Annotated in this window: 17 protein-coding genes and 1 tRNA gene; 6 read left to right on the plus strand and 12 right to left on the minus strand. The window is 67.0% G+C overall.

Annotated features, from left to right (window positions below; all coding sequences use genetic code 11):
• Nucleotides 1-5: 5 nt before the first annotated feature.
• The 3 genes from nadB to J7I85_RS06250 are packed head-to-tail and all read left to right on the plus strand — an operon-like array spanning nt 6 to nt 3,952.
• A complete protein-coding gene (gene nadB / locus J7I85_RS06240; protein WP_214848085.1) occupies nt 6-1,913 on the plus strand; it encodes an L-aspartate oxidase in 1,908 nt (635 codons plus the stop codon).
• Entirely contained in the window at nt 1,906-2,778 is an 873-nt protein-coding gene (gene nadC, locus J7I85_RS06245; RefSeq protein WP_214848094.1) for a carboxylating nicotinate-nucleotide diphosphorylase, read from the plus strand. Before nadB ends, nadC begins: the two co-directional genes overlap by 8 nt.
• 7 nt (nt 2,779-2,785) lie before the next feature.
• Nucleotides 2,786-3,952, plus strand: a complete 1,167-nt coding sequence (locus tag J7I85_RS06250) for a cysteine desulfurase family protein (protein ID WP_214848108.1) — start codon at nt 2,786-2,788, stop codon at nt 3,950-3,952.
• Here J7I85_RS06250 and J7I85_RS06255 read toward each other — a convergent pair.
• Nucleotides 3,945-4,823: a fumarylacetoacetate hydrolase family protein gene (locus J7I85_RS06255; RefSeq protein ID WP_214848111.1), complete on the minus strand. Its 879-nt coding sequence runs from the start codon at nt 4,821-4,823 to the stop codon at nt 3,945-3,947. The genes J7I85_RS06250 and J7I85_RS06255 overlap by 8 nt on opposite strands.
• A 46-nt stretch (nt 4,824-4,869) precedes the next feature.
• On the minus strand, nt 4,870-5,532 hold the full coding sequence (locus J7I85_RS06260) for a DUF1684 domain-containing protein (RefSeq protein ID WP_214848114.1): 663 nt from the start codon (nt 5,530-5,532) through the stop codon (nt 4,870-4,872).
• 84 nt (nt 5,533-5,616) lie between these two features.
• Between J7I85_RS06260 and J7I85_RS06265 the strand changes: the two genes are divergently transcribed.
• Complete coding sequence (locus J7I85_RS06265) at nt 5,617-6,405, plus strand: hypothetical protein (protein ID WP_214848117.1); 789 nt, start codon at nt 5,617-5,619, stop codon at nt 6,403-6,405.
• Between the two features lie 73 nt (nt 6,406-6,478).
• On the plus strand, nt 6,479-7,285 hold the full coding sequence (locus tag J7I85_RS06270) for a transglutaminase family protein (RefSeq protein WP_214848120.1): 807 nt from the start codon (nt 6,479-6,481) through the stop codon (nt 7,283-7,285).
• 79 nt (nt 7,286-7,364) lie between these two features.
• Here the strand turns inward: J7I85_RS06270 and J7I85_RS06275 are convergent, their stop codons facing one another.
• The 9 genes from J7I85_RS06275 to bcp form a co-directional block, all read right to left on the minus strand.
• On the minus strand, nt 7,365-7,832 hold the full coding sequence (locus J7I85_RS06275) for a MarR family winged helix-turn-helix transcriptional regulator (RefSeq protein WP_214848123.1): 468 nt from the start codon (nt 7,830-7,832) through the stop codon (nt 7,365-7,367).
• The gene (locus J7I85_RS06280; protein ID WP_214848125.1) at nt 7,829-8,995 is read right to left on the minus strand and encodes an LLM class flavin-dependent oxidoreductase; all 1,167 of its coding nucleotides are present in this window, start codon (nt 8,993-8,995) and stop codon (nt 7,829-7,831) included. Before J7I85_RS06280 ends, J7I85_RS06275 begins: the two co-directional genes overlap by 4 nt.
• Nucleotides 8,996-9,162: 167 nt before the next feature.
• Nucleotides 9,163-10,116: an endonuclease domain-containing protein gene (locus J7I85_RS06285; RefSeq protein ID WP_214848129.1), complete on the minus strand. Its 954-nt coding sequence runs from the start codon at nt 10,114-10,116 to the stop codon at nt 9,163-9,165.
• 157 nt (nt 10,117-10,273) lie between these two features.
• Nucleotides 10,274-13,483: an efflux RND transporter permease subunit gene (locus tag J7I85_RS06290; RefSeq protein WP_214848132.1), complete on the minus strand. Its 3,210-nt coding sequence runs from the start codon at nt 13,481-13,483 to the stop codon at nt 10,274-10,276.
• A gap of 67 nt (nt 13,484-13,550) precedes the next feature.
• Nucleotides 13,551-15,056 carry a malate:quinone oxidoreductase gene (locus J7I85_RS06295; protein ID WP_214848492.1) on the minus strand — a complete coding sequence of 502 codons (1,506 nt, stop codon included), beginning with the start codon at nt 15,054-15,056 and terminating at the stop codon, nt 13,551-13,553.
• Nucleotides 15,057-15,133: 77 nt separating this feature from the next.
• On the minus strand, nt 15,134-16,807 hold the full coding sequence (locus J7I85_RS06300) for an ABC transporter substrate-binding protein (protein WP_214848135.1): 1,674 nt from the start codon (nt 16,805-16,807) through the stop codon (nt 15,134-15,136).
• 150 nt (nt 16,808-16,957) lie between these two features.
• A complete protein-coding gene (locus J7I85_RS06305; RefSeq protein ID WP_214848138.1) occupies nt 16,958-17,629 on the minus strand; it encodes a fasciclin domain-containing protein in 672 nt (223 codons plus the stop codon).
• 233 nt (nt 17,630-17,862) lie between these two features.
• Nucleotides 17,863-17,944, minus strand: a tRNA-Leu gene (locus tag J7I85_RS06310).
• Between the two features lie 145 nt (nt 17,945-18,089).
• A complete protein-coding gene (gene bcp / locus J7I85_RS06315; protein WP_214848141.1) occupies nt 18,090-18,566 on the minus strand; it encodes a thioredoxin-dependent thiol peroxidase in 477 nt (158 codons plus the stop codon).
• A gap of 95 nt (nt 18,567-18,661) precedes the next feature.
• Between bcp and J7I85_RS06320 the strand changes: the two genes are divergently transcribed.
• The gene (locus J7I85_RS06320) at nt 18,662-19,138 is read left to right on the plus strand and encodes a MarR family winged helix-turn-helix transcriptional regulator (RefSeq protein ID WP_214848495.1); all 477 of its coding nucleotides are present in this window, start codon (nt 18,662-18,664) and stop codon (nt 19,136-19,138) included.
• Between the two features lie 27 nt (nt 19,139-19,165).
• Here J7I85_RS06320 and J7I85_RS06325 read toward each other — a convergent pair whose 3' ends face one another.
• Nucleotides 19,166-20,164, minus strand: a complete 999-nt coding sequence (locus J7I85_RS06325) for a LacI family DNA-binding transcriptional regulator (RefSeq protein WP_214848144.1) — start codon at nt 20,162-20,164, stop codon at nt 19,166-19,168.
• Nucleotides 20,165-20,183: the final 19 nt, after the last annotated feature.

The raw sequence follows: 20,183 nt of genomic DNA on the forward strand, positions 1-20,183 counted from the left end.
CCACAATGACCAGCGAAAACGGAACTGCCGGCCACCGGCGGCTCGCCGTCGTCGGCAGCGGCATCGCCGGCCTCTACGCCGCGCTGCTCGCGGCGGAATCAGGCGCCGACGTTGTGCTGCTGACCAAGGGCGCGCTCGCGGACAGCAATACGTACTTCGCCCAGGGCGGCATTTCCGCCGTCCTGGATGAGCCGTCGCCCGGAGACACCGTGGCCGCCCACATCGCCGACACCCTGAAGGCCGGAGCCGGGCACTGCAACCCGGCGGCTGTCCGGGTGCTCTGCACCGAGGCGCGGCGGGACATCGCCGGGCTCGGCCGCTTTGGCGTCCGTTTTGATTTGGACGACGACGGCGACCCCGCCTTGGGTCTCGAAGCCGCCCACTCCGCGCCGCGGATCCTGCACGCCGGCGGCGACGCCACCGGCGCCGGCATCGCCAACGCCCTGATCTGCGCGGTGCTGGCCGCGCAGGCCACGGGCAGGATCCGGCTGGTGGGCCATGCCAGTGTCACCGCACTCCTCCAGCAGGGCCGGCGGGTCACGGGCGTTGAGTTTCTGCAGGACGGCCGGCCAGGAAGCATCCAGACCGACGCTGTGCTGCTGGCCACCGGCGGGGCAGGGCAGCTGTTCGCACAGACCACCAACCCTTCCGTTGCCACCGCGGACGGCCTGGCCCTCGCCTGGCGAGCCGGTGCTGCCGTCGCGGACCTGGAGTTCTTCCAGTTCCACCCCACCTGCCTGGTCAGGCCGGACGGGGGAGCGGTCAGGCCGGACAGGGGAGCGAAGTCCGACGACGGCCAGAACCCGCTGCTGATCTCCGAGGCAGTGCGCGGCGAGGGGGCCATCCTCGTTGATGCCCAGGGCCGCCGCTTCCTGCACGGATACCACCCCGACGCCGAACTCGCCCCGCGCGACGTCGTTTCCCGCAGCATTGCCCTGCACCTGGCCGCGCTCGGCGACCCCAACGGCCACGTCTATCTCGACGCCCGGGTCATCGAGGATGCCAGGGGCGCGGGGTTCCTGGCGAAACGCTTCCCCACCATCACGCGGCGTACACGCGAAGCCGGCATTGACTGGACCCGGGAACTCGTCCCCGTCGCGCCGGCCGCGCACTACTGGATGGGCGGCGTCTCCACAGACCTGCACGGCCGCACCACCGTCCCCGGACTCTTCGCGGCCGGTGAAGTCGCCTGCACCGGAGTACAGGGCGCCAACCGGCTTGCAAGCAATTCCCTCCTCGAAGGGTTGGTTTTCGGGCGGCGGGCTGTTGAAGCGTTCCTTGATGATTCCTCGTCTGGGACGTCGCAAGACAGCACTACTCCGCTGGGGGCGTCGACTAACGGCACCCCTCCGCGTGCTAGCTCGGCCGCTAGCGGCCTCCCTTTGACGCACGCTTCCGGGGCACCGTCAGCCGACGCTTCCGTGGCCCTGTCTCGCGACTTGGGGACGGATGCCCAAGCCGCTGTGACCTACCCCGAGGAGATATTGGGCGCTGTTCCTGAACTCACGGCACGCGAGCTCGACCGGTTGCCCCGAACCGAACCTATCGATGAGGTGTCCGCCGGAGCCGGGGAGTTTTCTCGGGGGGCTTTGCGGCGGCTGATGACTGCTAATGCCGGGGTGTTGCGCAGTGGGGGGCTGCTGCGGGAGGCGGGGGCTGCGCTGGCCGAGTGGGCCGCCGTCGTCCGTCCTGAAGCCGTGCCGCAGTCAGCGGACCCGCGGACCCACGAGGACGCCAACCTGCTGCTCGCCGCGCAGCTGCTGGTCCACGCGGCGAGGGAGCGGCGGGTGTCGCTCGGCGCGCACTACCGCGACGACGGCCCGCCGGAGCCGGTCATCAGCCTGCAAGACCAGGCGCACGACCTAGACGAAGAATTCAGAATGAGCCCGAAAGCGAGCCTTGTCCATGACTAACCTGACCCTGCCTGCAGCACCAGTCCGCGAGATTCTGGAACGGGCCTTCGCGGAGGATGCGCCCAGCGGCGACATCACCTCGCAGCTGCTGATCCCGGCCGAGGCCAGCGCCACCGCGGTGCTCAACGCCCGCGTCCCGGGCGTCTTCAGCGGCGGCAGCGTGTTCCGGGACGCCATGCTGATGGTGGATCCGGACACGCAGGTGGAGCTGCTCGTGGCCGACGGCGAGGCCTTCGCCGCCGGAACAAAGCTCGCCCGGGTCACCGGCCGGGCGCGCAGCGTGCTGCTGGCCGAGCGGGTCGGCCTGAACCTGGCACAGCGGATGAGCGCCATCGCCACCAAGACGGCCGAATTCGTGGCACTGGCTGCCGGCACTAAGGCCCGCATCACGGACACCCGCAAGACCACGCCCGGCCTGCGCATCCTGGAACGGTACGCCGTCCGCTGCGGCGGCGGCGCCAACCACCGCTACAGCCTTTCCGACGCCGTGCTGGCCAAGGACAACCACCTGGCCGTCATGACCGGGGGAGACCCGGCACGGCTGACCGCCCTCCTCGCCGACGCCAAAGCCCAGCTGGGCCACACAACGCATTTCGAGGTGGAGGTGGACAGCGCCGACCAGATCGAACCCGTCCTGGCCGCGGGGGTGGACACCATCATGCTGGATAACTTCAGCCTTGAGGAACTCCGTGCCGGTGTCCGCCAGGTCGCCGGGCGGGCCGTGGTGGAGGCCAGCGGCAACGTGAACCTCCGCACCGTGGCGGACATCGCCGCCGCCGGCGTGGACGTCATCTCCGTTGGCGCCCTGACGCACAGCGTCACGGCACTGGACCTCGGCCTGGACGTCGAACTGACAGTGGGATGAGCACATCATGATCTTCCTGGACGCAGCAGCCACAACACCCGTCCGCCGGGAGGTGCTGGAGGCCATGTGGCCCTACCTCACCGGCGAATTCGGCAACCCGTCAAGCCACCACTCGCTCGGCGACGCCGCCGCACGGGCGCTCGCGGACGCCCGCAAGACCGTGGCCGCGGTGCTGGGCTGCAGGCCGGGGGAGATCACCTTCACCTCGGGCGGCACGGAGGCGGACAACCTCGCCGTCAAGGGGATTGCCCTGGCGCGGCAGGCCGCGGACCCGGCGCTGAACCGGGTGGTGATCAGCGCCGTCGAGCATCCTGCCGTGGAGGAGTCCGCACGGTACCTTGAACGCTTCCACGGATTCACCGTGGACGCGGTGCCTGTCGACCGGAACGGAACCGTGACCCCGGAGGCACTCGCCGCTGTGCTGCGGGATGAAACCGCGCTGGTCAGCATCATGTACGCCAACAACGAGGTGGGGACCGTCCAGCCGGTGGCCGAACTGGCGGCCCTGGCGAAGGGCCGGGGAATCCCCTTCCATACCGACGCCGTGCAGGCCGCCGGCTGGCTGCCGCTGGATGTGAGGGCGCTCGGCGTGGACGCCCTGAGCATCTCCGGGCACAAGCTCGGGGCGCCCAAGGGCAACGGGGTCCTGTTCGTCCGGGGCCGGACCCGGATCGAGCCCCTGGTGCATGGCGGCGGGCAGGAACGCGGCCGGCGCTCCGGCACGGAAAATGTTGCGGGCGCCGTGGCCCTGGCCACCGCCCTCACCCTGGCGCACGCCGACCAGCCCGCGCTCGCGGCCTGCGTCTCAGGCTTGCGCGATCATTTTATTGCCGCAGTGCTGGGCAGTGTTCCGGGTGCGCTGCTGACCGGCCATCCGTCCGAACGGCTGCCCTCCGTGGCGTCGTTCTGCTTCCCGGGCACCAGCGGCGAGTCCGTGCTCCTGGAACTCGAGCGCCAGGGCGTGGTCTGCTCCAGCGGCTCGGCGTGTGCGGCCGGATCGGACGCACCGTCACCGGTGCTGGTGGCACTTGGTATCGAAGCGGAGGTGGCGCAGACCGCCGTCAGGTTCAGCTTTGATTCGTCGGTGACCGCCGCCGACCTGGAGGCAGCAGCCGCGGCGGTGACAGCCGCCGTCGGAAGCGTCCGGAACCTGGGCGGCGTATCGGTCAGCTAGCGGCCGTGACGGGGTTGGAGAGCTCCCCGATCCCGCCCACCCGGCAAGTGACGGTGTCGCCCGGCTGGATGCCGGCGCTAGCGGCCGGGAACCCGGTGAGCACCAGGTCGCCGGGGTGCAGGGTCATGAACGACGTCAGGTAAACGAGGATCTCGTCCACCTTCCACCCCAGGTCCGCGGTGCTTGCGGTAGGCAGTTCGGTACCGTTGTGAACGACGCCGACAGGCAGGTCCGCATGGTCCAGCCCGGTGACGATCCAGGGACCAGCGGGCGTGAACGTGTCCTGGCTTTTGGCGCTCAGCCACAGTTCATCGGACTTTTGCAGCTTGCGTGCGGTGACGTCGTTGCCGATGGTGTAGCCCAGAACCGCCGTCCGCGCGTCGTCGAGGGTCAGGTTTTTCGCTGTCCGGCCGACGACGACGGCCAGTTCCGCCTCCGGCTCCACCAGTCCGATTCCGGCCGGCAGTTCAATCGCCTCGCCCGGGCCGATCACGCTGGTGGCTGCCTTGTGGAAGGCCTGTGCGGGAAGCTCCCGGCCGGCCTGCCCCGTGTTGTGGGCCATCCCGAGGACGTTGGCAGGCACGCTCGGCGCCAGGAACGTGAAGCTGTCCTCGAGGACCTCAGCCCCGGGCTCCCATCCCTTGCGGCGGCCGCTGCCGGCGTTGGCCCGCGAGCCGGGGAAGGGGGACTCCACCACTTTCCATGTCCGTCCCGCAGTGCCCGCGAAGTCCGCGGCGTCGTTGGCCACGAAGAACTGTTCGGGAAGCTGTGCTTTGTCCGAGTCTGGGGACGAGTCTGAGGACGGGGACGACGACGGGGCAGGGGCGAGGGGGCGGACGCGGGCGATCCGCCGCGGGCGAGCTGGGGTCATTCAGCCATCGTATGTGCGGGGCGGAGCGGCCCCGAACTGCGTGACGTCAGTACAGCTCGCCGACGGGGATCTCTACGGCCAGCCGGTTGGCGGGGCCGGCGAGCGGGCAGGCCCAGGCCTCGTTGTAGGCGCACGAGGGGTTGTAGGCAAAGTTGAAGTCCAGCACGTACTGGGCGTCGGATCCGGAGCCGTGGACGCCATGGAACGCGCCCTTGATGGTGTCCAGAAGGTAGCGGCCGGCACCGTAGCTTCCGCCGGGCTTCCCGGCGGTGGCGTCGCGGAACGGAACGAAGATCCCGCCACCGTAGCCCATCAGCTTCCACACGGCCAGCTGTCCCATCTCTGGAAGGTCGAATGTTCCCAGCCGGACAAACCTGACCAGCCCGTCCGTCCCTGTTTCGACGGTCATTTCCCGCCCGGCGCCCTCCTTGGTCAGAGGCACGTAGAAACGGTAGATGGGATCGTAGTCGGCGGTTTTGAGCCCGTAGAAGGACGCCTTGGCCTCGGCCGTCAGCGCCGAGGCAGCATGTGTGCCGAACATGCGGTCCCGCTCCTGGCGCCAGTAGGCGTGGGCTTCCTCGGGGCTGTCCGCGGCGATCTTGCGCACGGTGTCGTAGAGGGCGAAGGTCCGCAGCCGCCAATCGGCAATGTCGAGGGCGGACATGTTCGCCAGGGTCTGCTCCGCTTCGTCCAGCTTATGTTCGTCCATGACCTCAGCCTAGTTGCTAATTCATCGTCGAAACGCTGCCCGGCAACCCCCGGACGGGCCCGGCGTCCCGGCTAGGCTGGAGCCATGACAGGGATCACGGCCTCTGGACGTATCGGGATCGCCGCCGTCGTGCTGTTGACGGCGGGACTGATGGCCAGCTGCAGCAGCGACGGCAAAGGCGCGCCCGCCTGGACGGCGGAGCCGGGTACCAGCCCGGCGACCGGTGCGGCCTCGGGGTCCGCGAGTCCCTCCGCAAGCGCTTCGGCCGGTGCCTCTGCGACAGCCGGGACCACGGCAGCGGCGTGGAAGGTCTTCACAGACCCTGCCAAGACCGTGAGCTTCGAGCTTCCGCAGGACTGGATTGCCCAATCGGTTGAACCTGACAAGGGAACTCTTCCCGGCGCTGTGAAGATCGAGGTCAAGGACGCGGAAGGCAGCTATCTGGCCACCCTGCAGACGGGCCTGCCGGATGCAGCGGCAACCAAGTGTGCCGCCTCCGCCCGCAAATCCTACGTCGTGGTCAGCAGTGTCCCCGTCGAGTTGCCGCACAGCGGCGGGCAGGGGACCATCGACCCGCACGTGGTGTTCAGGGTGATCCAGGGCTACCGCTACTTCGGCTCCTACGGCATCACCAACCTGGTGGGCGGCGCCGATTCCAAGGCCTGCCAGCTGCAGAACGTGGTGCAGGGCCTGGCCGGCAAGGGGAACTACTCGTTCGGCGACGTGCGCTCGCTGAAGGCGTTTGCACCGGACGAAAAGGTGGCCCCGGCCAAGGCCTTCGACACGCTTGACCAGGCCGCCGGCTACGTCAACGAGGGCTCCGAATTCGCCAATGTCCAGCGGATGCTAATGTCTCTGAAGATCAAAAACTAGTCCCGCTGCGCCTCCGGCACATCCCCCGTCCGCAGCCGCGACTGGCTGACGCCGCCTCACACCCCGGAGACCCATGGAACGAACTGTTGCTGCCCGCCTAGTATTCAAAACCGTGGCCGACACCAGGGTGGCGATGGCCATCTCCGTGGCGAGGAACGCCGGCTACACGTCCTTTGAGGAGAACCTCAGCGTGACGGCGGGCGGGGAACAGGTTCCGCTGACTGAGCTCTCGGACCACCATGGCGGCAGGTTCCACTACATGGAGTTCGCCGACCCCACGGAAGTCACCGTGGATTACTCGGCGACCGTCGGGGGCCGTGCCGAACCTGAGGAGGCCGCGCTGATGGATCTGATCCGCTACGTCCGGCCCAGCCGCTACGCGGAGTCCGACCGGCTGCTCCCCACGTCGTATGCGGAGTTCGGCGGGCTCCAGGGCGAGGAGCTCCTGCACGCCGTCCGCAACTGGGTGTTTAACGAACTGCGCTACGTCAGCGGCTCCTCCCGGGGAACCGACGGTGCCGTGGAGACCCTCCTGAACCGGCGGGGCGTCTGCCGGGACTATGCGCACCTGGCCATCTCGCTGCTGCGCGCCAAGAACGTGCCAGCCCGTTTGGCGGCCGTGTATGCGCCGGGCCTTTCCCCGATGGACTTCCATGCCGTGGCCGAGGCCCACGTCAACGGGGCCTGGCACGTGATCGACCCCACCGGGCTCGCTCCCAGGGAGGCCATGCTGCGCATCACCGCGGGACGCGACTCCTCGGACACGGCCTTCCTGTCCACCGTAGGCGGAAGCCTCTCCCTCCGGGAGATCCGCGTCTTGGCCACGGTGAACGGCGAGCTGCCGGCGGAGGATCCGGACAAAGTCGTCATCATCAGCTGACCCGGGGCGGGGAGGCGGCCGACGGCGGGCCTGGCGTCCCGCCGTCGGCCGTCTGCTAGCGGGGCCACTGGCCGTCCCGCTAACGGGACGGCAGCGACGCGCGCAGCTTCTCCGTGAGGCGGAGCAGCTCCCGTTGCTCCGCCGCCGTCAGGGCCGGGGCAACGAGCTCGGCGATGTCCCGCACGTGCTCCCGGCCAATTTCCTTCTGCAGCGCCGCGCCCTCCTCCGTCAGCTTCAGCAGCACGCCCCGGCCGTCGTTCGGGGCCGGCTGGCGCTCCACCAAGCCGCGTTTCTCCAGCCGGTCCACCAGCCTGCTCAGGCTGGACTGGCTCAGGAGCACGTTGTCGTTAAGTTCGTTCAGGCGCAGCCAGCCCGACGGGCACCGCGACAGTGTGAACAGCACGTCGTACTCGTTCACCGCCAGGTCCCGGAAAGCGGGGCCCGACTGCAGCCGGCGCATCACGGCCACCTGCGCGCGGAACAGCGACTCCCAGGTTTCGGAGGCCAGTCGGACGGCGGACGTCCCCGAAGCTGCCCGGGGTGTCATCGTGACTCCGTTGGGGAGGCCGCGGCGGCAGCCGTGTCCTGGCCGATCCCTGTGCCCGGGGCAGCGCCCTCGCCTGCAGCGCCCTCAGCTGCGATCCGTGCGGCAACGCGTCCGGCGTGCGTGGGCGGAGCCGGGATGTGGGCGGGCGTGCGCTCGGCGTACTCCTTGCGCAGGACCGGCAGGACTTCCTCGCCGAAAAGGTCGAGCTGCTCCAGGACGGTCTTCAGCGGCAGGCCTGCGTGGTCGATCAGGAACAGCTGGCGCTGGTAGTCACCGAAGAACTCGCGGAAGGTGAGGGTCTTCTCGATGACTTCCTGCGGGCTGCCGACGGTCAGCGGGGTCTGGGACGTGAAGTCCTCCAGCGACGGGCCGTGGCCGTAGACGGGGGCGTTGTCGAAGTACGGCCGGAATTCCTTGACGGCGTCCTGCGAGTTCTTCCGCATGAAGAACTGCCCGCCCAGCCCCACGATGGCCTGGTCAGCCTTGCCGTGGCCGTAGTGCTCGTAGCGCTCGCGGTAGAGGCTGATCAGCTGCTGGTAGTGCTCCTTGGGCCAGAAAATGTTGTTGGCGAAGAAACCGTCGCCGTAGTAGGCCGCCACTTCCGCGATCTGCGGGCTGCGGATGGAGCCGTGCCACACAAAGGGGGACACGCCGTCGAGCGGGCGCGGGGTGGAGGTGAAGTTCTGCAGCGGCGTGCGGAACTTTCCGGACCAGTTGACGGTGTCCTCGTCCCACAGCTTGCGCAGCAGGCTGTAGTTCTCGATGGCGAGCTCGATCCCGTCCTGGATGTTCTTGCCGAACCAGGGGTAGACCGGGGCCGTGTTGCCGCGGCCCAGCACCAGGTCCACGCGGCCGCCGGCGAGGTGCTGCAGCATGGCGAAGTCCTCGGCGATCTTGACCGGATCGTTCGTAGTGATCAGCGTGGTGGCTGTGGACAGCGTGATGCGCTCGGTCTGGGCAGCGATGTACCCGAGCGTGGTGGTGGGGGAGGAGGAGAAGAACGGCCGGTTGTGGTGCTCACCGATGGCGTAGACGTCCATGCCGATTTCTTCGACCTTCTTGGCGATCGCCACTGATGCCTTGATGCGCTCGTGCTCGGTGGGGGTCCGGCCCGTGGTGGGGTCTTGGGTGATGTCGCTGACGCTGAATACGCCGATCTGCATGATGAGCCTTCCGTTCGCCGAAGTTGTTCGGGCCTGTGCTACCAGTGTACCCGATTTACATGCGTTTGCATGTACTACCCTCAACGTCCTCGGCGCTAGGTTATTCCCGCCCCTCCCAACTGAGTAGCACTTCAGGGCGTTCCCAGCGCTGGGAACGCCTTTTGCTGCTACTCAGATGGGGACCAGCCACGCGCCAGAAGCACCAAGCGAACCTTGCGGACGGCAGCCCGCGCGTCGTTCTCCATGTGGTTCTTGCCGATCCGCAGCAGGATCCAGTCCGCGGCGGCAAAATCCTCGTCGCGGCGGATGTCCCTCAGCACCTGTGCCGAATCCGAATGGCCCTCTCCGTCGTATTCCACGGCCACACGGAACTCGGGATAGGAAAGATCGGGTTGGCGCACGGCGCCGCCGCCCAACGCCACCGGCACGTTGACGTCGGCTTCGGGAAGGCCGCGGCGGGCGAGGGCAAGCCGGAGCCGTGTTTCGGGGGCAGAATCCGCGCCGACACGCGCCTGTTCAAGAGCCAGGCGGGCCTTCCGGATTCCGGGCGTTCCCTTGTGCCGGTCCAGCATGTCGGCGAGTTCGTCCCGCGTGGCATGGGCCGCGGACCTCCCCTCGAACTCGGGGCGGGGATGCCGCAGGAGATGGTCAGCCACCACCGTCAGCTCATCGACACTCATCCGCCGGGCGATGTCCAGCCAGGTCCGGGTCCTGCTGGTGACGAACACCCCATTAAGGCCCACGATCTCGTCAGGAAAGAACTGCCCGCGGTGCCCCACCACACCCCGCCGCCGGGCGATGGCAACCGCATCCGGGCGGGAAAGGTGGATGCCCGGGAGGTCAGCGCCAGGCAGGAAGCCGGGAAACTCCCACAGCAGGAATGCCGTTGCGTGCGATGCTGCCGAAAGGCCGGTGACGAGTGTGTGGGGCCTGGCCAGCTGCGCAAGCTGCTGCGTGCACTCCGGGCGGGTACCGGCGTCGTAAGGTGTCCGGATGCCCCGGCTGGGGGTCCGGAGGCCGCCGATCTTCAAGCGGTCCCGGGCAACTCCGGCGTTCAGTGCTTCATCCACGGTGAAGGGAACGTCCGACAGATGGTCCGGCAATGGGCTCGGATACTTCATGGCCCCATCGTTCCAAAAACCGGAGCCCGGAATTGGGTTATCCACAGGGTCACTTGCAGTCACCTATGTAGGTAGCAGCAGAGGGCGTTCCAAGCGCTGGGAACGCCCTGAGCTGCGACTTAGTTGGGTGGGGAGGAGAAGTGGTGACGGGTCAGGGTTATTCGGGGGAGCCGGGGGCGGCGCGGCGTCCGCTGAGCTTGGGAACCATGCCGGTGGTCCAGTCGGCGAACTCGGCATCGACGTCGTCATCGGCGGGGGAGAAGCCGGGGCGCTGCTTGAGCTGGCGCTTGAGCTCCTTTTTCTCCTTCCGCCCCTCTACCAGCCGGTACAGCACGGGGACGAGCACCAGCGTGAGCGCGGTGGAGGACACCAGGCCGCCGATCACCACGATGGCCAACGGCTGCGAAATGAACCCGCCGCCGCCCGTCATGCCCAGGGCCATGGGGGTCAGCGCGAAGACCGTGGCCAGCGCGGTCATCAGGATGGGGCGGAGCCGCTGCCGGGCGCCGTGGGTGATGGCGTCGGCAACACTCATCCCCGGATTGCCGCCACGCGGGTTCCGGTACTGGTTGATCAGGTCGATCAACACAATCGCGTTCGTCACCACGATGCCCACGAGCATCAGCATGCCGATCAGCGACGGCAGCCCCAGCGGCACCCGCGCGACGAGGAGCAGGGCAACCGCTCCGGTGGCGGCGAAAGGCACCGAAACGAGGAGGATCAGCGGCTGCACCAGCGACTTGAACGTCGCCACCATGATCACGTAGACGATGGCGATGGCGGCCAGCAGCGCGAGGCCGAGCTGCCGGAATGATTCTGCCTGCTGGGTGGTGGCGCCGCCGATCTCCGCGGTCACCCCGGCGGGAAGGTCCACGGCCTTGAGGCGCTGCTGCACCTCCGCGCTGACGGCGCCCAGGTTGGATCCCGACGGCGTGACGGACACCTTCGCTGTCCGCTGGCCGTTGCTGGAGGTGATGGAGATGGGAATGTCGACCTGTTCGACGGCGGCAATCTGGCTAAGCGGGATGGCCCCGGACGCGGTGGGGAGCGGGATGTTGCGGACGGCGCCGATGCTGGTGAAGCGTTTTCCTTCGCCGATCTGGACGGGGAAGTCGTCCGTGTCGATGCGCACGGTGCCTGCGGGGACGGGGCTGATGGTGGAGGCGAGGACGCCCGCAACCTGCTCTTCGGTCAGGCCGGCGGCAACGGCCTTGGCCCGGTCAACCTTCACCTGCACCACGGGCTGGCTGGCAGCCAGGTTGGTGGTCACCTCGCTGCTTCCGGGAACTCCGGCCATCGCCTTGACCATGGCGTCGCTGGCCTTCCCCAGATCTTCGGAGGTGGCCGCCTTCAGGGTGATGTCCACGGTGGAGGACGTTCCGAAGCCCCCCTGCTGGGAACCGACGGAGATCTTGCCGGCAGCACCTGCAGCCGCAAGCAGGCTGCGGACTGCGTCCTGCAGCCTGCCCTGGTTCGCTTTTTCGTCGGTGACCACCGTGAACGAGGAGTTGGACGCACCCGAGGACGTTAGCGCGGTGAAGCCCGCCTGCGCATTGCCGGAGGTCACTTGGACGTCCTTGATCCCGTCGATGCCAAGGAGCACGTCCTCGACCTTCCGGGCCGCGGCGCTGGTGTCTTCGAGGCTCGTGCCGGCGGGCAGTTCCTGCTTGACCGTCATGCTGTTCTCCCCGGAGCGTCCCAGCAGGTCGGTGGCGAGCAGCGGCGTCATTGCAGCGGTCCCGCCGAGGACCAGGACCGCGGCGATCAGGGTGAGCACGGGGTGCTTCTGGGTCTTGTTCAGGACGGGAACGTAGCCGCGCTGCAGGAGGCTGCGCTGTTCGGCCTCGTGTGCCTGCGCCTGGACTTCCCGGGCGGAGCGGGGGGCGTCTCCGTTGGCGGGACTCTTCAGGAACCAGTACGCGAGCACGGGAACGATGGTCAGGGACACCAGGAGCGAGGAGAGCAGCGCAATGGTAACCGTCAGGGCGAACGGACGGAACAGTTCGCCCGTCAGTTCGCCGACAAAGGCGATCGGGAGGAAGACGGCCACTGTCGTCAGCGTGGAGGCGGTGATGGCGCCGGCCACCTCACGGATGGAGGTGAGGATCGCGGTGAGCTTGGCTTCGCCGTAGCTCAGGTGCCGCTTGATGTTCTCGATCACCACGATCGAGTCATCCACGACCCGGCCGATGGCGATGGTCAGCGCGCCGAGCGTGAGGATGTTCAGCGAATACCCTGTGCCGGACAGGCCGATGAAGGTGATCAGCAGAGACAGCGGAATGGAGACGGCGGTGACCAGGGTGGAGCGGACGGACATGAGGAAGACGAGGATGACGGCCACCGCGAAACCGAGGCCCAGGAGGCCTTCCGTGGTGAGGTCCTTGATGGACTTCTCGATAAACGGTGCCTGGTCGAAGACGGGGGTGAACTTGGCATTCGAGCCAAGCTCCGCCTCGAGCTGTGGCAGTAAATCCTTCACCGCGTGCGAGATCGCCACGGTGTCGCCCTCGGGTTTCTTCGTCACGGAAATGGCCAGCGTTTCGAGACCATTCGTCCGGGTGATGGATGTGCGCGCGTCATCCTTGATGCTGACGTTGGCCACAGAACCGATGGTGGTGCCGGCTTTGGCCCCGCTGAGCGGCAGGGACTTCACCGCGGCCACCGAGTCGACCGGGCTGCCGATCTGCAGAGAGAGGCTTTGACCCTTCTCCTCAATCGTGCCTGCCGGAACAAGATCGCCGTTGTTGGTCAGGGCATTCCGGACCGACTGGATGCTGGCACCGCCGGCGGCCATGCTGGCCGCGTTCGGCTGGATCAGGATGTGCCGGTTGGCGCCGCCCGTCACGTCGGCGCCTCGGACGCCGTCGAGCTTCTGCAGCCTCGGTACCGACAGCCGCTGAAGGTCCGTATTCAGCTCGCTCAGCGGCTTGTCGGAGGAGACGGCGAGGAAGACGATGGGGAAGTCGCTGATGCTGCCGGCGATGGCCTGGGGCTGGACGTCGTCCGGCAGCGTGCGCTTCGCGTTGGAAATTGCCCGGTCGATCTGGTTCCGGGCCCGGTCCAGGTTGGAACCGTAGGTGAACACCAGGCTGATCTGCGAGACGCCGTTGCGGGAGTTGGACGACGTCGACTCCAGGCCTTCGACGCCGTTCAGCGCCGTCTCCAGCGGCCGGCTGACCTGCTTGTCCACCACCTCGGGGGACGCCCCAGGCATCGACGTGATCACCGTGATCCGCGGGAACTCAACCGAGGGGATGAGTTCCTGCTTCAGCGAGGACATGGTGATCACGCCGAACACCGAGGCGAAGATGGTGATCAGCGCGATGAGCGCGCGGTTCCCGAGGGATAGTTGGGCCAGCCGGAACATCGCATGATCTCCTGGGTCGACGGACTGTTTGCCTTCGATGGTGCCTGCCGCAACCCGCGCTGGACGGTCACCGCTGGACTGCGGGCGATGCTTCCAGCTGGAGGCTCTTGGCGGTGGCCTTCTCGAGCTCCGCCGCCAGCTCCGGGTTTTCGTTGAGCTTGACGCCGTAGCCCGGCATCATTTCCTTGAGCTTGGACTGCCAGCCCTTGAAGTTCTTGGGGAAGGACTTCTGCAGGAGCTCGATCATGATGGGCACGGCCGTGGAGGCTCCAGGTGAAGCGCCAAGGAGGGCGCCGACGGAACCGTCGCGGGCGGCAATGACCTCGGTGCCGAACTGCAGCACACCGCCCTTCTTCGGATCCTTCTTGATGATCTGCACACGCTGGCCGGCGGTGATGAGTTCCCAGTCGCCGTCCTGAGCCTCCGGGTAGTACTCGCGCAGCGCCTCCACCTTGTCACCGTGGCGCTTGGCCACCTCTTTGACCAGGTAGGCGGTCAGGTCCATGTTGTCCTTGGCTACGGCGAGCATCGGGATGATGTTGCTTGGCCGGATGGACAGTGGGAGATCGAGGTAGCTGCCGTTCTTCAGGAAGTTCGTCGAGAAGCCGGCGTACGGGCCGAACAGGAGGGAGCGCTTGCCGTTGACGTAGCGCGTGTCCAGGTGCGGCACGGACATGGGCGGCGCGCCGACGGAAGCCTGGCCGTAGACCTTGGCGTTGTGCTGGGACGCGAGGGACGGGTCCGTGCAGCGGAAGAACTGGCCGGAAACCGGGAACCCGCCGAAGCCCTTGCTTTCCGGGATGCCGGAAGCCTGCAGCAGGTGCAGCGCTCCGCCGCCCGCGCCGACGAAGACGAACTTGGCCCGGATGCTGCCGCGCTCACCGGAAGCGGGGTGCTTGAGCGAAAGGTCCCAGCCGCCGTCGGACGCCCTGCGGAGATCGGTGACGTTGTGGCCGTAGTTGATTTCGACGCCGTTGTTGGCAAGGTAGCCGGTCAGCTCCCGGGTGAGGGCACCGAAGTCGACGTCGGTGCCTTCAGCAGCGCGGGTGGCGGCCACGCGCTGCTTCGTGTCGCGGCCCTTGACGATCAGCGGCGCCCATTTGGCGATCTGCGCGAAGTCCTCGGAGTACTCCATGCTCCGGAACAGGGTGTGCTCCTTTAGCGCGTTGTAGCGGGTCTTGAGGAAGCTGGAGTTGTCGTCTCCGATGACGAAACTCATGTGCGGAACGGTGTTGATGAAACCCTTGGGTGAGCCGATCAGGGAGTTGTCCACCAGGTGGGACCAGAACTGGCGGGACAGCTGGTACTGCTCGTTGATGTGCAGTGCCTTGGCAGGATTGACCGACCCGTCCTTGGCTGCGGGGGAGTAATTAAGCTCACACAGCGCGGCGTGTCCGGTACCGGCGTTGTTCCACGGTCCTGAGCTCTCGAGGCCGGCCTCGTCGAGCCGCTCGAACAGGGAGACGGTCCAGTTGGGTTCGAGCTGCTTGATGAACGCACCCAGCGTGGCGCTCATAATGCCGCCACCAATAAGGACGACGTCGGCATGTTGGGTCTTGGAAATGAAGGTCACAATCAGTCTCCCGTAGGCGGCTCTGGCTGTCACAGAATATCCCTGTACCGCCCACTAACTGAAATTGCGCCCCTACGTCAAGGCCTCAGCTGGACCTTGGTGAAAACTTCATTTAATACCGGCGAGGCGGGATAGCTGATCACCCGGTCGGACAGGGCCAGTGCGGAGATCGGGAAAGCGATGGGGACGGCGGGCAAGGACTCCGCGATCTGGGCGTTGATGGTCTGGTACTGCTGCGTGCGTTCCTGGCCGTCCGGGAGTCCGCGGGCGCGGTCGATCTTGGAGAACACCTGCGGGTCCTGGTAGCCGAACTCGCCGTTCTTCTCGCCGAAGAGCGGGGTGAGGAAGTTGTCCGCGTCGGAATAGGAACCGTTCCAGCCGAGCAGGTGCAGGGCATGGTCGCCGGGGTTCTGCACCTTCTGCAGGTAGCCGTCCGTCCAGTCCACGGGGACGGGCTGGATGTTCAGGCCCACCGCCGTGAGTTGGCGGCTGATTTCCGCATAAATCTTTTCCGGCGTGGGCAGGTACGGCCGTGTGACGTTCATGGGGTAGTAGAACTTCAGGGCCTGGCCCTTGTAGCCGGCCTCTGCCAGGAGTTCCTTCGCCTTGCGGGGATCATAGCCCAGTGCGGGCGCGTTGTTGTTGAACCCGCTCAGCTTGGGCGGAACGAACTGCGAGGCCTGGGCGGTGTTGTCGATGAAGAAGCGCCTGATCAGCGTGTCCTTGTCGATGGCCAGCTCGATGGCCTGGCGGACCTTGAGGTCCTCCAGTACCGGAATTTCCTGGTTCATGCCGAGATACATCACCGAGAACGGGTCCCGCTGGATGATCTGCTTGCCGCGCTTGACCAGCTGGTCGAAGTTTCCCACCGTCACGGCGTCATAGCCGTCGATCCTGCCGTCCAGCAGGGCCTGCAGCCGGGTCTGCGGGTGGTTGTAGGTGACGAATTTGAGGGTGGCGATCTGTCCCCGGGTGCCCCAGTATTCCTTGTTGTCCGCGAGTGTGACTCCTGCGCTGTCCCAGGCGGAGAAGCGGAAGGGACCGGTGCCCACAGGATGGGTGGCGTAAGCGGAAAGTGCCTGGCTGCCGCGCCGCAGGCTGGGCTGATCGGCCTTCCCGGCGGCGAGAGCCTTGGGGGACGAGATGGCAAACGCGGGAAGCGTCAGGGCCTGCAGGAAGCCGGTGAAGCGTTCCGTGAGGCTGATCCGCACCCGCAGCGCCGACAGGGCGGTGCAGGATTTGAAGACGGACAGCTCCGGATGGTCGGCATGCTCCTTGAAGACCCCTTTGAAGGTGGTTCCCGGAGCCTGCTTCCGAAGGGCCTCGGAAAAGTTGAACCAGCGGTCGAAATTGGTGCAGACGGCGTCGGCGTTGAAAGGGGAACCGTCGTGAAACTTGATGCCTGGGCGAAGGGTGAAGGTGTAGGCCAGACCGTCCGACGATTCCGTCCACTGCGTTGCCAGCAGCGGCGTGGGCTCGCCCGTTGTCTGGTCGACGCCCACCAGCCCTTCCAGGATCTGCCGGGTGACCCGCTGCGATTCGACGTCGTTGGCCAGGGCGGGGTCCAGGCCCAGGGGCTGCGAGGCCGTGCCGAACGTGAAAGTCGCCGACGGGGCAGCGGCAGGTGTTGTGGTGCTTGCCGCAACGGACGACGGCGTGGGCTGGGCTTCGCTCGTGCAGGAAGTGAGCGACAGGCCCAGGAGAACGGCACCGGTCTTGAGGGCCGTACGGCGCGGGATACTGCTGGGCACTCGATTACCACCTCTGGACTGCTTGGGTGCGCGTGGGCGGCGTTTGCCCGCCACCCAGTGTAATTGACGGAACAACAAAGGCCGCGGTCCGCACTGTCGGGTGCGAACCGCGGCCTCTGCCCGGAAGAACTCCCGGAACAGGCCCAGCGACTACTTGGGCATCAGCACCGAGTCCACGAGGTAAACGGTGGCGTTCGCCGTCTGCACGCCACCGCAGATCACGTTGGCGCCGTCCACCTTAAGGGCATCCTTGGTCCCGGTCACGGTTACCGATCCGCCCTGCACGGTCTTGTGCGCGCCCACGATCTTGTCCGGGGTGATCTGGCCGGGGACCACGTGGTATGTGAGGATCTTGCTCAGGAGGGCGTCGTCCTTCTTGAGCGTCTCGATCGTTGCGGCGTCGACCTTTGCGAAGGCGTCATCCACCGGTGCGAATACGGTGAACTCGCTGCCGTTGAGGGTGTCCACGAGGTCAACCTTGGGGTTGAGCTTGCCGGAGACGGCGGCGGTGAGCGTCTTCAGCAGCGGGTTGTTCGAGGCGGCGACGGCCACGGGGTCCAGGGCCATGCCTGCGACGGAACCCTTGCCGCTGGGGACCTGCTTGGCGTAGCCAGCGCAGCCGGGCCCTGCCAGGTTGGCGGCCGGATCCATGGCCGCCGCCGACGTCTCCGACGGTGACGGCGCCATGCTGGACGCAGACGGCTCGGCGGCGGCCGACGAGCTGCTGGACGTGCCGGCGGAGCCGCCGCAAGCGGTGAGGCTCAGCAGGGCTGCGGCTGCAATGCCTGCGACGGTGAAGGTTGAGCGCTTGAAAGACTGCATTTCGATTCTCCTTAGTTGTGCCGACGAGCGGGATCGGAGGGGCTGTGGAGCCCTCCGGTGATCCTTTTCCGACTGTGGGGCACCGGCCGTGGGGCGGTGTCTCACTGGGTATTCGCCTCGCTGGCAGCAATGGATGGGTGAACCGGAAAAGATTTTCTGGCGGCCTGGTGGGCGGGCCCCTTAAACGAAAGAATCCCGGGCCGTAGCCCGGGATTCCCTACTCTTCAATTTTGTGCGCAAGGGGGGACTTGAACCCCCACGCCCGAAGGCACAGGAACCTAAATCCTGCGTGTCTGCCAATTTCACCACTCGCGCCCGGCTCCGCCTGGTGCGTTCCGTGCCGGTATAAGCAGCAGGAAAAGTACGACGGCGGATGCCAGCCTCAATTGTACCGTCACTGTGCGGTCCTTGCGGCAGGCGCCGGTTTCGCTGGACAGTCTTGTCCGGCGGGCCGTGGTTGTCAGGCGTCCGCGAGTTTCAGGTCCTTGCGCAGCTTGGCGACGTGCCCGGTGGCCCGGACGTTGTACTGGGCCACGGCGACGTTGCCGGCCGGGTCCACCACCACGGTGGAACGGATGAGGCCCTCATAGGTCCGGCCGTAGTTCTTCTTCTCGCCCCACGCGGCGTATGCCTCGGCAACGGCGTGGTCTTCGTCCGACAGGAGGGGAAAGGTAAGGCCCTCCGTGTCGGCAAAGCTCGCCAGCTTGCCCACCGGGTCAGGCGAGATCCCAAGCACTTCGTAGCCGGCAGCCTGAAGCGATGCCAGGCTGTCCCGGAAGTCGCAGGCCTGCTTGGTGCATCCGGGCGTGGCGGCGGCCGGGTAGAAATAAACTATGGTGTTCCGGCCGCGGAAGTCGCTGAGGCTGACGTCTGATCCCGTTGCATCCTTCAGTGTGAAGCCGGGGGCGGTGTCGCCCGGCGTAAGTTTTTCAGCCAACGTTGTCTCCTTGTTTTCGTGCAGGACATTTCAGCTTAGTGAGGCTTCGTGCCGGGTACTAATCAGGCTTAGTTATACTTGGTGGTATGCCTGATATGGATCGCTGGCCCACGGGGCGCCTCTTGTCCACGGCGGCCCGCCTTGTGGAGCACTCCTGGAACGAGAAGCTGGGCGCCATTGGCCTGACCCATGCCGGCGTCATCGCCATCGAGGTGCTCTACAATAGCGGCCCCATGACGCAGGCGCAGCTGGCCCAGCTCGTCCGGGTGCAGGCCCAGACCATGGGCAAGACGCTGAGCCGCCTCGAGTCGCACGGGCACATCGTGCGCCAGCGCAGCACTTCGGACCGGCGCAGCCACGTCGTATCGCTCACGGAGCGCGGCACCGAAGCTGTAATGGCTGCAGCAGACATGGAGCGGTCGGTCCTGGCCGCGGCATCCATCGACCCGGATCGGCTCCGCCAGGAACTCCAGGCGGTGGTCCGGGAGCTGGCCAAGCGTTTCGCGTCGCCTGAAACCACCGCCATTGTGGCCGGAGCTGACGCCGGGCTGACCGTCGAGGCAAATTCCTAGCTCGAGGCAAATTCCTGGCACCGGCGGCTACCCGCCGGCAGCGGGAGCCGCCGTGGTCCTGCGCGCAACCAGGTGCGGGGTCCGCACGACATGCCCGGGCGGCTGCGTTCCCTCAATTCGGGCCACAGCGCGGTCCACGGCCGCGGCGGCAAGCAGCGGAGCGTCTTGGCTGATCGAGGACAGTTGCACATAGCTGAGCCGCGCGAACATGCTGTCGTCGTAGCCCAGCACTGACACATCTGCCGGGACTTTTAGGCCCTGCGCCCGGAGGCTCTCGATCAGTCCCAGGGCTGACCTGTCGTTGAAGGCAATGACGGCTGTCGGCATGTCCGGGCCGAGGGAATTGCCGGCAGTCATCCCGTCTTCCTCCATCGCGCCGCCGGCTATGATGGCCGGCTCCAGGCCGCGGCGTTCCATCTCCGCCCGGAAGGCAGACCGGCGCGGTTCGGCGGAGACCGCGGTGCCGCCGTCGATATGGACGATCCGCCGGTGTCCCAGGGACACGAGGTGTTCCACCGCCATCCGGATGCCCTCGTAATCGTCACTGCTCACGGAGTCGGTGAGTTCGCCGACGTCGTTGCGGAGGAGGCTCACCACCGGCACCTGGCCGGCGTACCGGGCCAGTTCGTCGCTGCTGAGCGTCGGTGAGATCAGGATCAGCGCCTCGGACCCGAAATCCAGCAGGGCCTCGATGGTCCGGTCTTCCGGCCTGCCGCTGGTGACGCCGCCCAGTGCGAGTTCGTAGCCCTTGGCGCTGGCCTCGGCGTACGCGGCGTCCACAATTTCGGCGTGGAACGCATGCGCCGTGGAGAAGCTGAGGCCCAGGAGTTTGGTCCGGGTACTGCGCAGCAACCGGGCACGGCTGTCGGGCCGGTAGCCGAGTTCGCGTGCGGCGCCCAGCACTTTCTGCCTAGTGGCTTCGGCCGCGCCGGGGGCGCCGCGCATCACGATGGAAACCAAGGCCCGTGATACGCCGGCCGCTTGGGCTACGTCCATGAGGGTGGGGCGCCGTTGCTGTTCAGTCATGTGCCTCCTTGCTGCCAGC

Origin of the sequence: Arthrobacter sp. ISL-65 (genome assembly GCF_018613795.1) — a bacterium.
In the GTDB taxonomy this organism is placed as follows: domain Bacteria; phylum Actinomycetota; class Actinomycetes; order Actinomycetales; family Micrococcaceae; genus Arthrobacter.

Excerpts from the sequence above, each read along its gene's own strand:
- nadB (WP_214848085.1), top strand. The coding sequence starts at position 6 with ATGACCAGCGAAAACGGAACTGCCGGCCACCGGCGGCTCGCCGTCGTC.
- nadC (WP_214848094.1), top strand. The coding sequence starts at position 1,906 with ATGACTAACCTGACCCTGCCTGCAGCACCAGTCCGCGAGATTCTGGAA.
- J7I85_RS06250 (WP_214848108.1), top strand. The coding sequence starts at position 2,786 with ATGATCTTCCTGGACGCAGCAGCCACAACACCCGTCCGCCGGGAGGTG.
- J7I85_RS06255 (WP_214848111.1), bottom strand. The coding sequence starts at position 4,823 with ATGACCCCAGCTCGCCCGCGGCGGATCGCCCGCGTCCGCCCCCTCGCC.
- J7I85_RS06260 (WP_214848114.1), bottom strand. The coding sequence starts at position 5,532 with ATGGACGAACATAAGCTGGACGAAGCGGAGCAGACCCTGGCGAACATG.
- J7I85_RS06265 (WP_214848117.1), top strand. The coding sequence starts at position 5,617 with ATGACAGGGATCACGGCCTCTGGACGTATCGGGATCGCCGCCGTCGTG.
- J7I85_RS06270 (WP_214848120.1), top strand. The coding sequence starts at position 6,479 with ATGGAACGAACTGTTGCTGCCCGCCTAGTATTCAAAACCGTGGCCGAC.
- J7I85_RS06275 (WP_214848123.1), bottom strand. The coding sequence starts at position 7,832 with ATGACACCCCGGGCAGCTTCGGGGACGTCCGCCGTCCGACTGGCCTCC.
- J7I85_RS06280 (WP_214848125.1), bottom strand. The coding sequence starts at position 8,995 with ATGCAGATCGGCGTATTCAGCGTCAGCGACATCACCCAAGACCCCACC.
- J7I85_RS06285 (WP_214848129.1), bottom strand. The coding sequence starts at position 10,116 with ATGAAGTATCCGAGCCCATTGCCGGACCATCTGTCGGACGTTCCCTTC.
- J7I85_RS06290 (WP_214848132.1), bottom strand. The coding sequence starts at position 13,483 with ATGTTCCGGCTGGCCCAACTATCCCTCGGGAACCGCGCGCTCATCGCG.
- J7I85_RS06305 (WP_214848138.1), bottom strand. The coding sequence starts at position 17,629 with ATGCAGTCTTTCAAGCGCTCAACCTTCACCGTCGCAGGCATTGCAGCC.
- J7I85_RS06320 (WP_214848495.1), top strand. The coding sequence starts at position 18,662 with ATGGATCGCTGGCCCACGGGGCGCCTCTTGTCCACGGCGGCCCGCCTT.
- J7I85_RS06325 (WP_214848144.1), bottom strand. The coding sequence starts at position 20,164 with ATGACTGAACAGCAACGGCGCCCCACCCTCATGGACGTAGCCCAAGCG.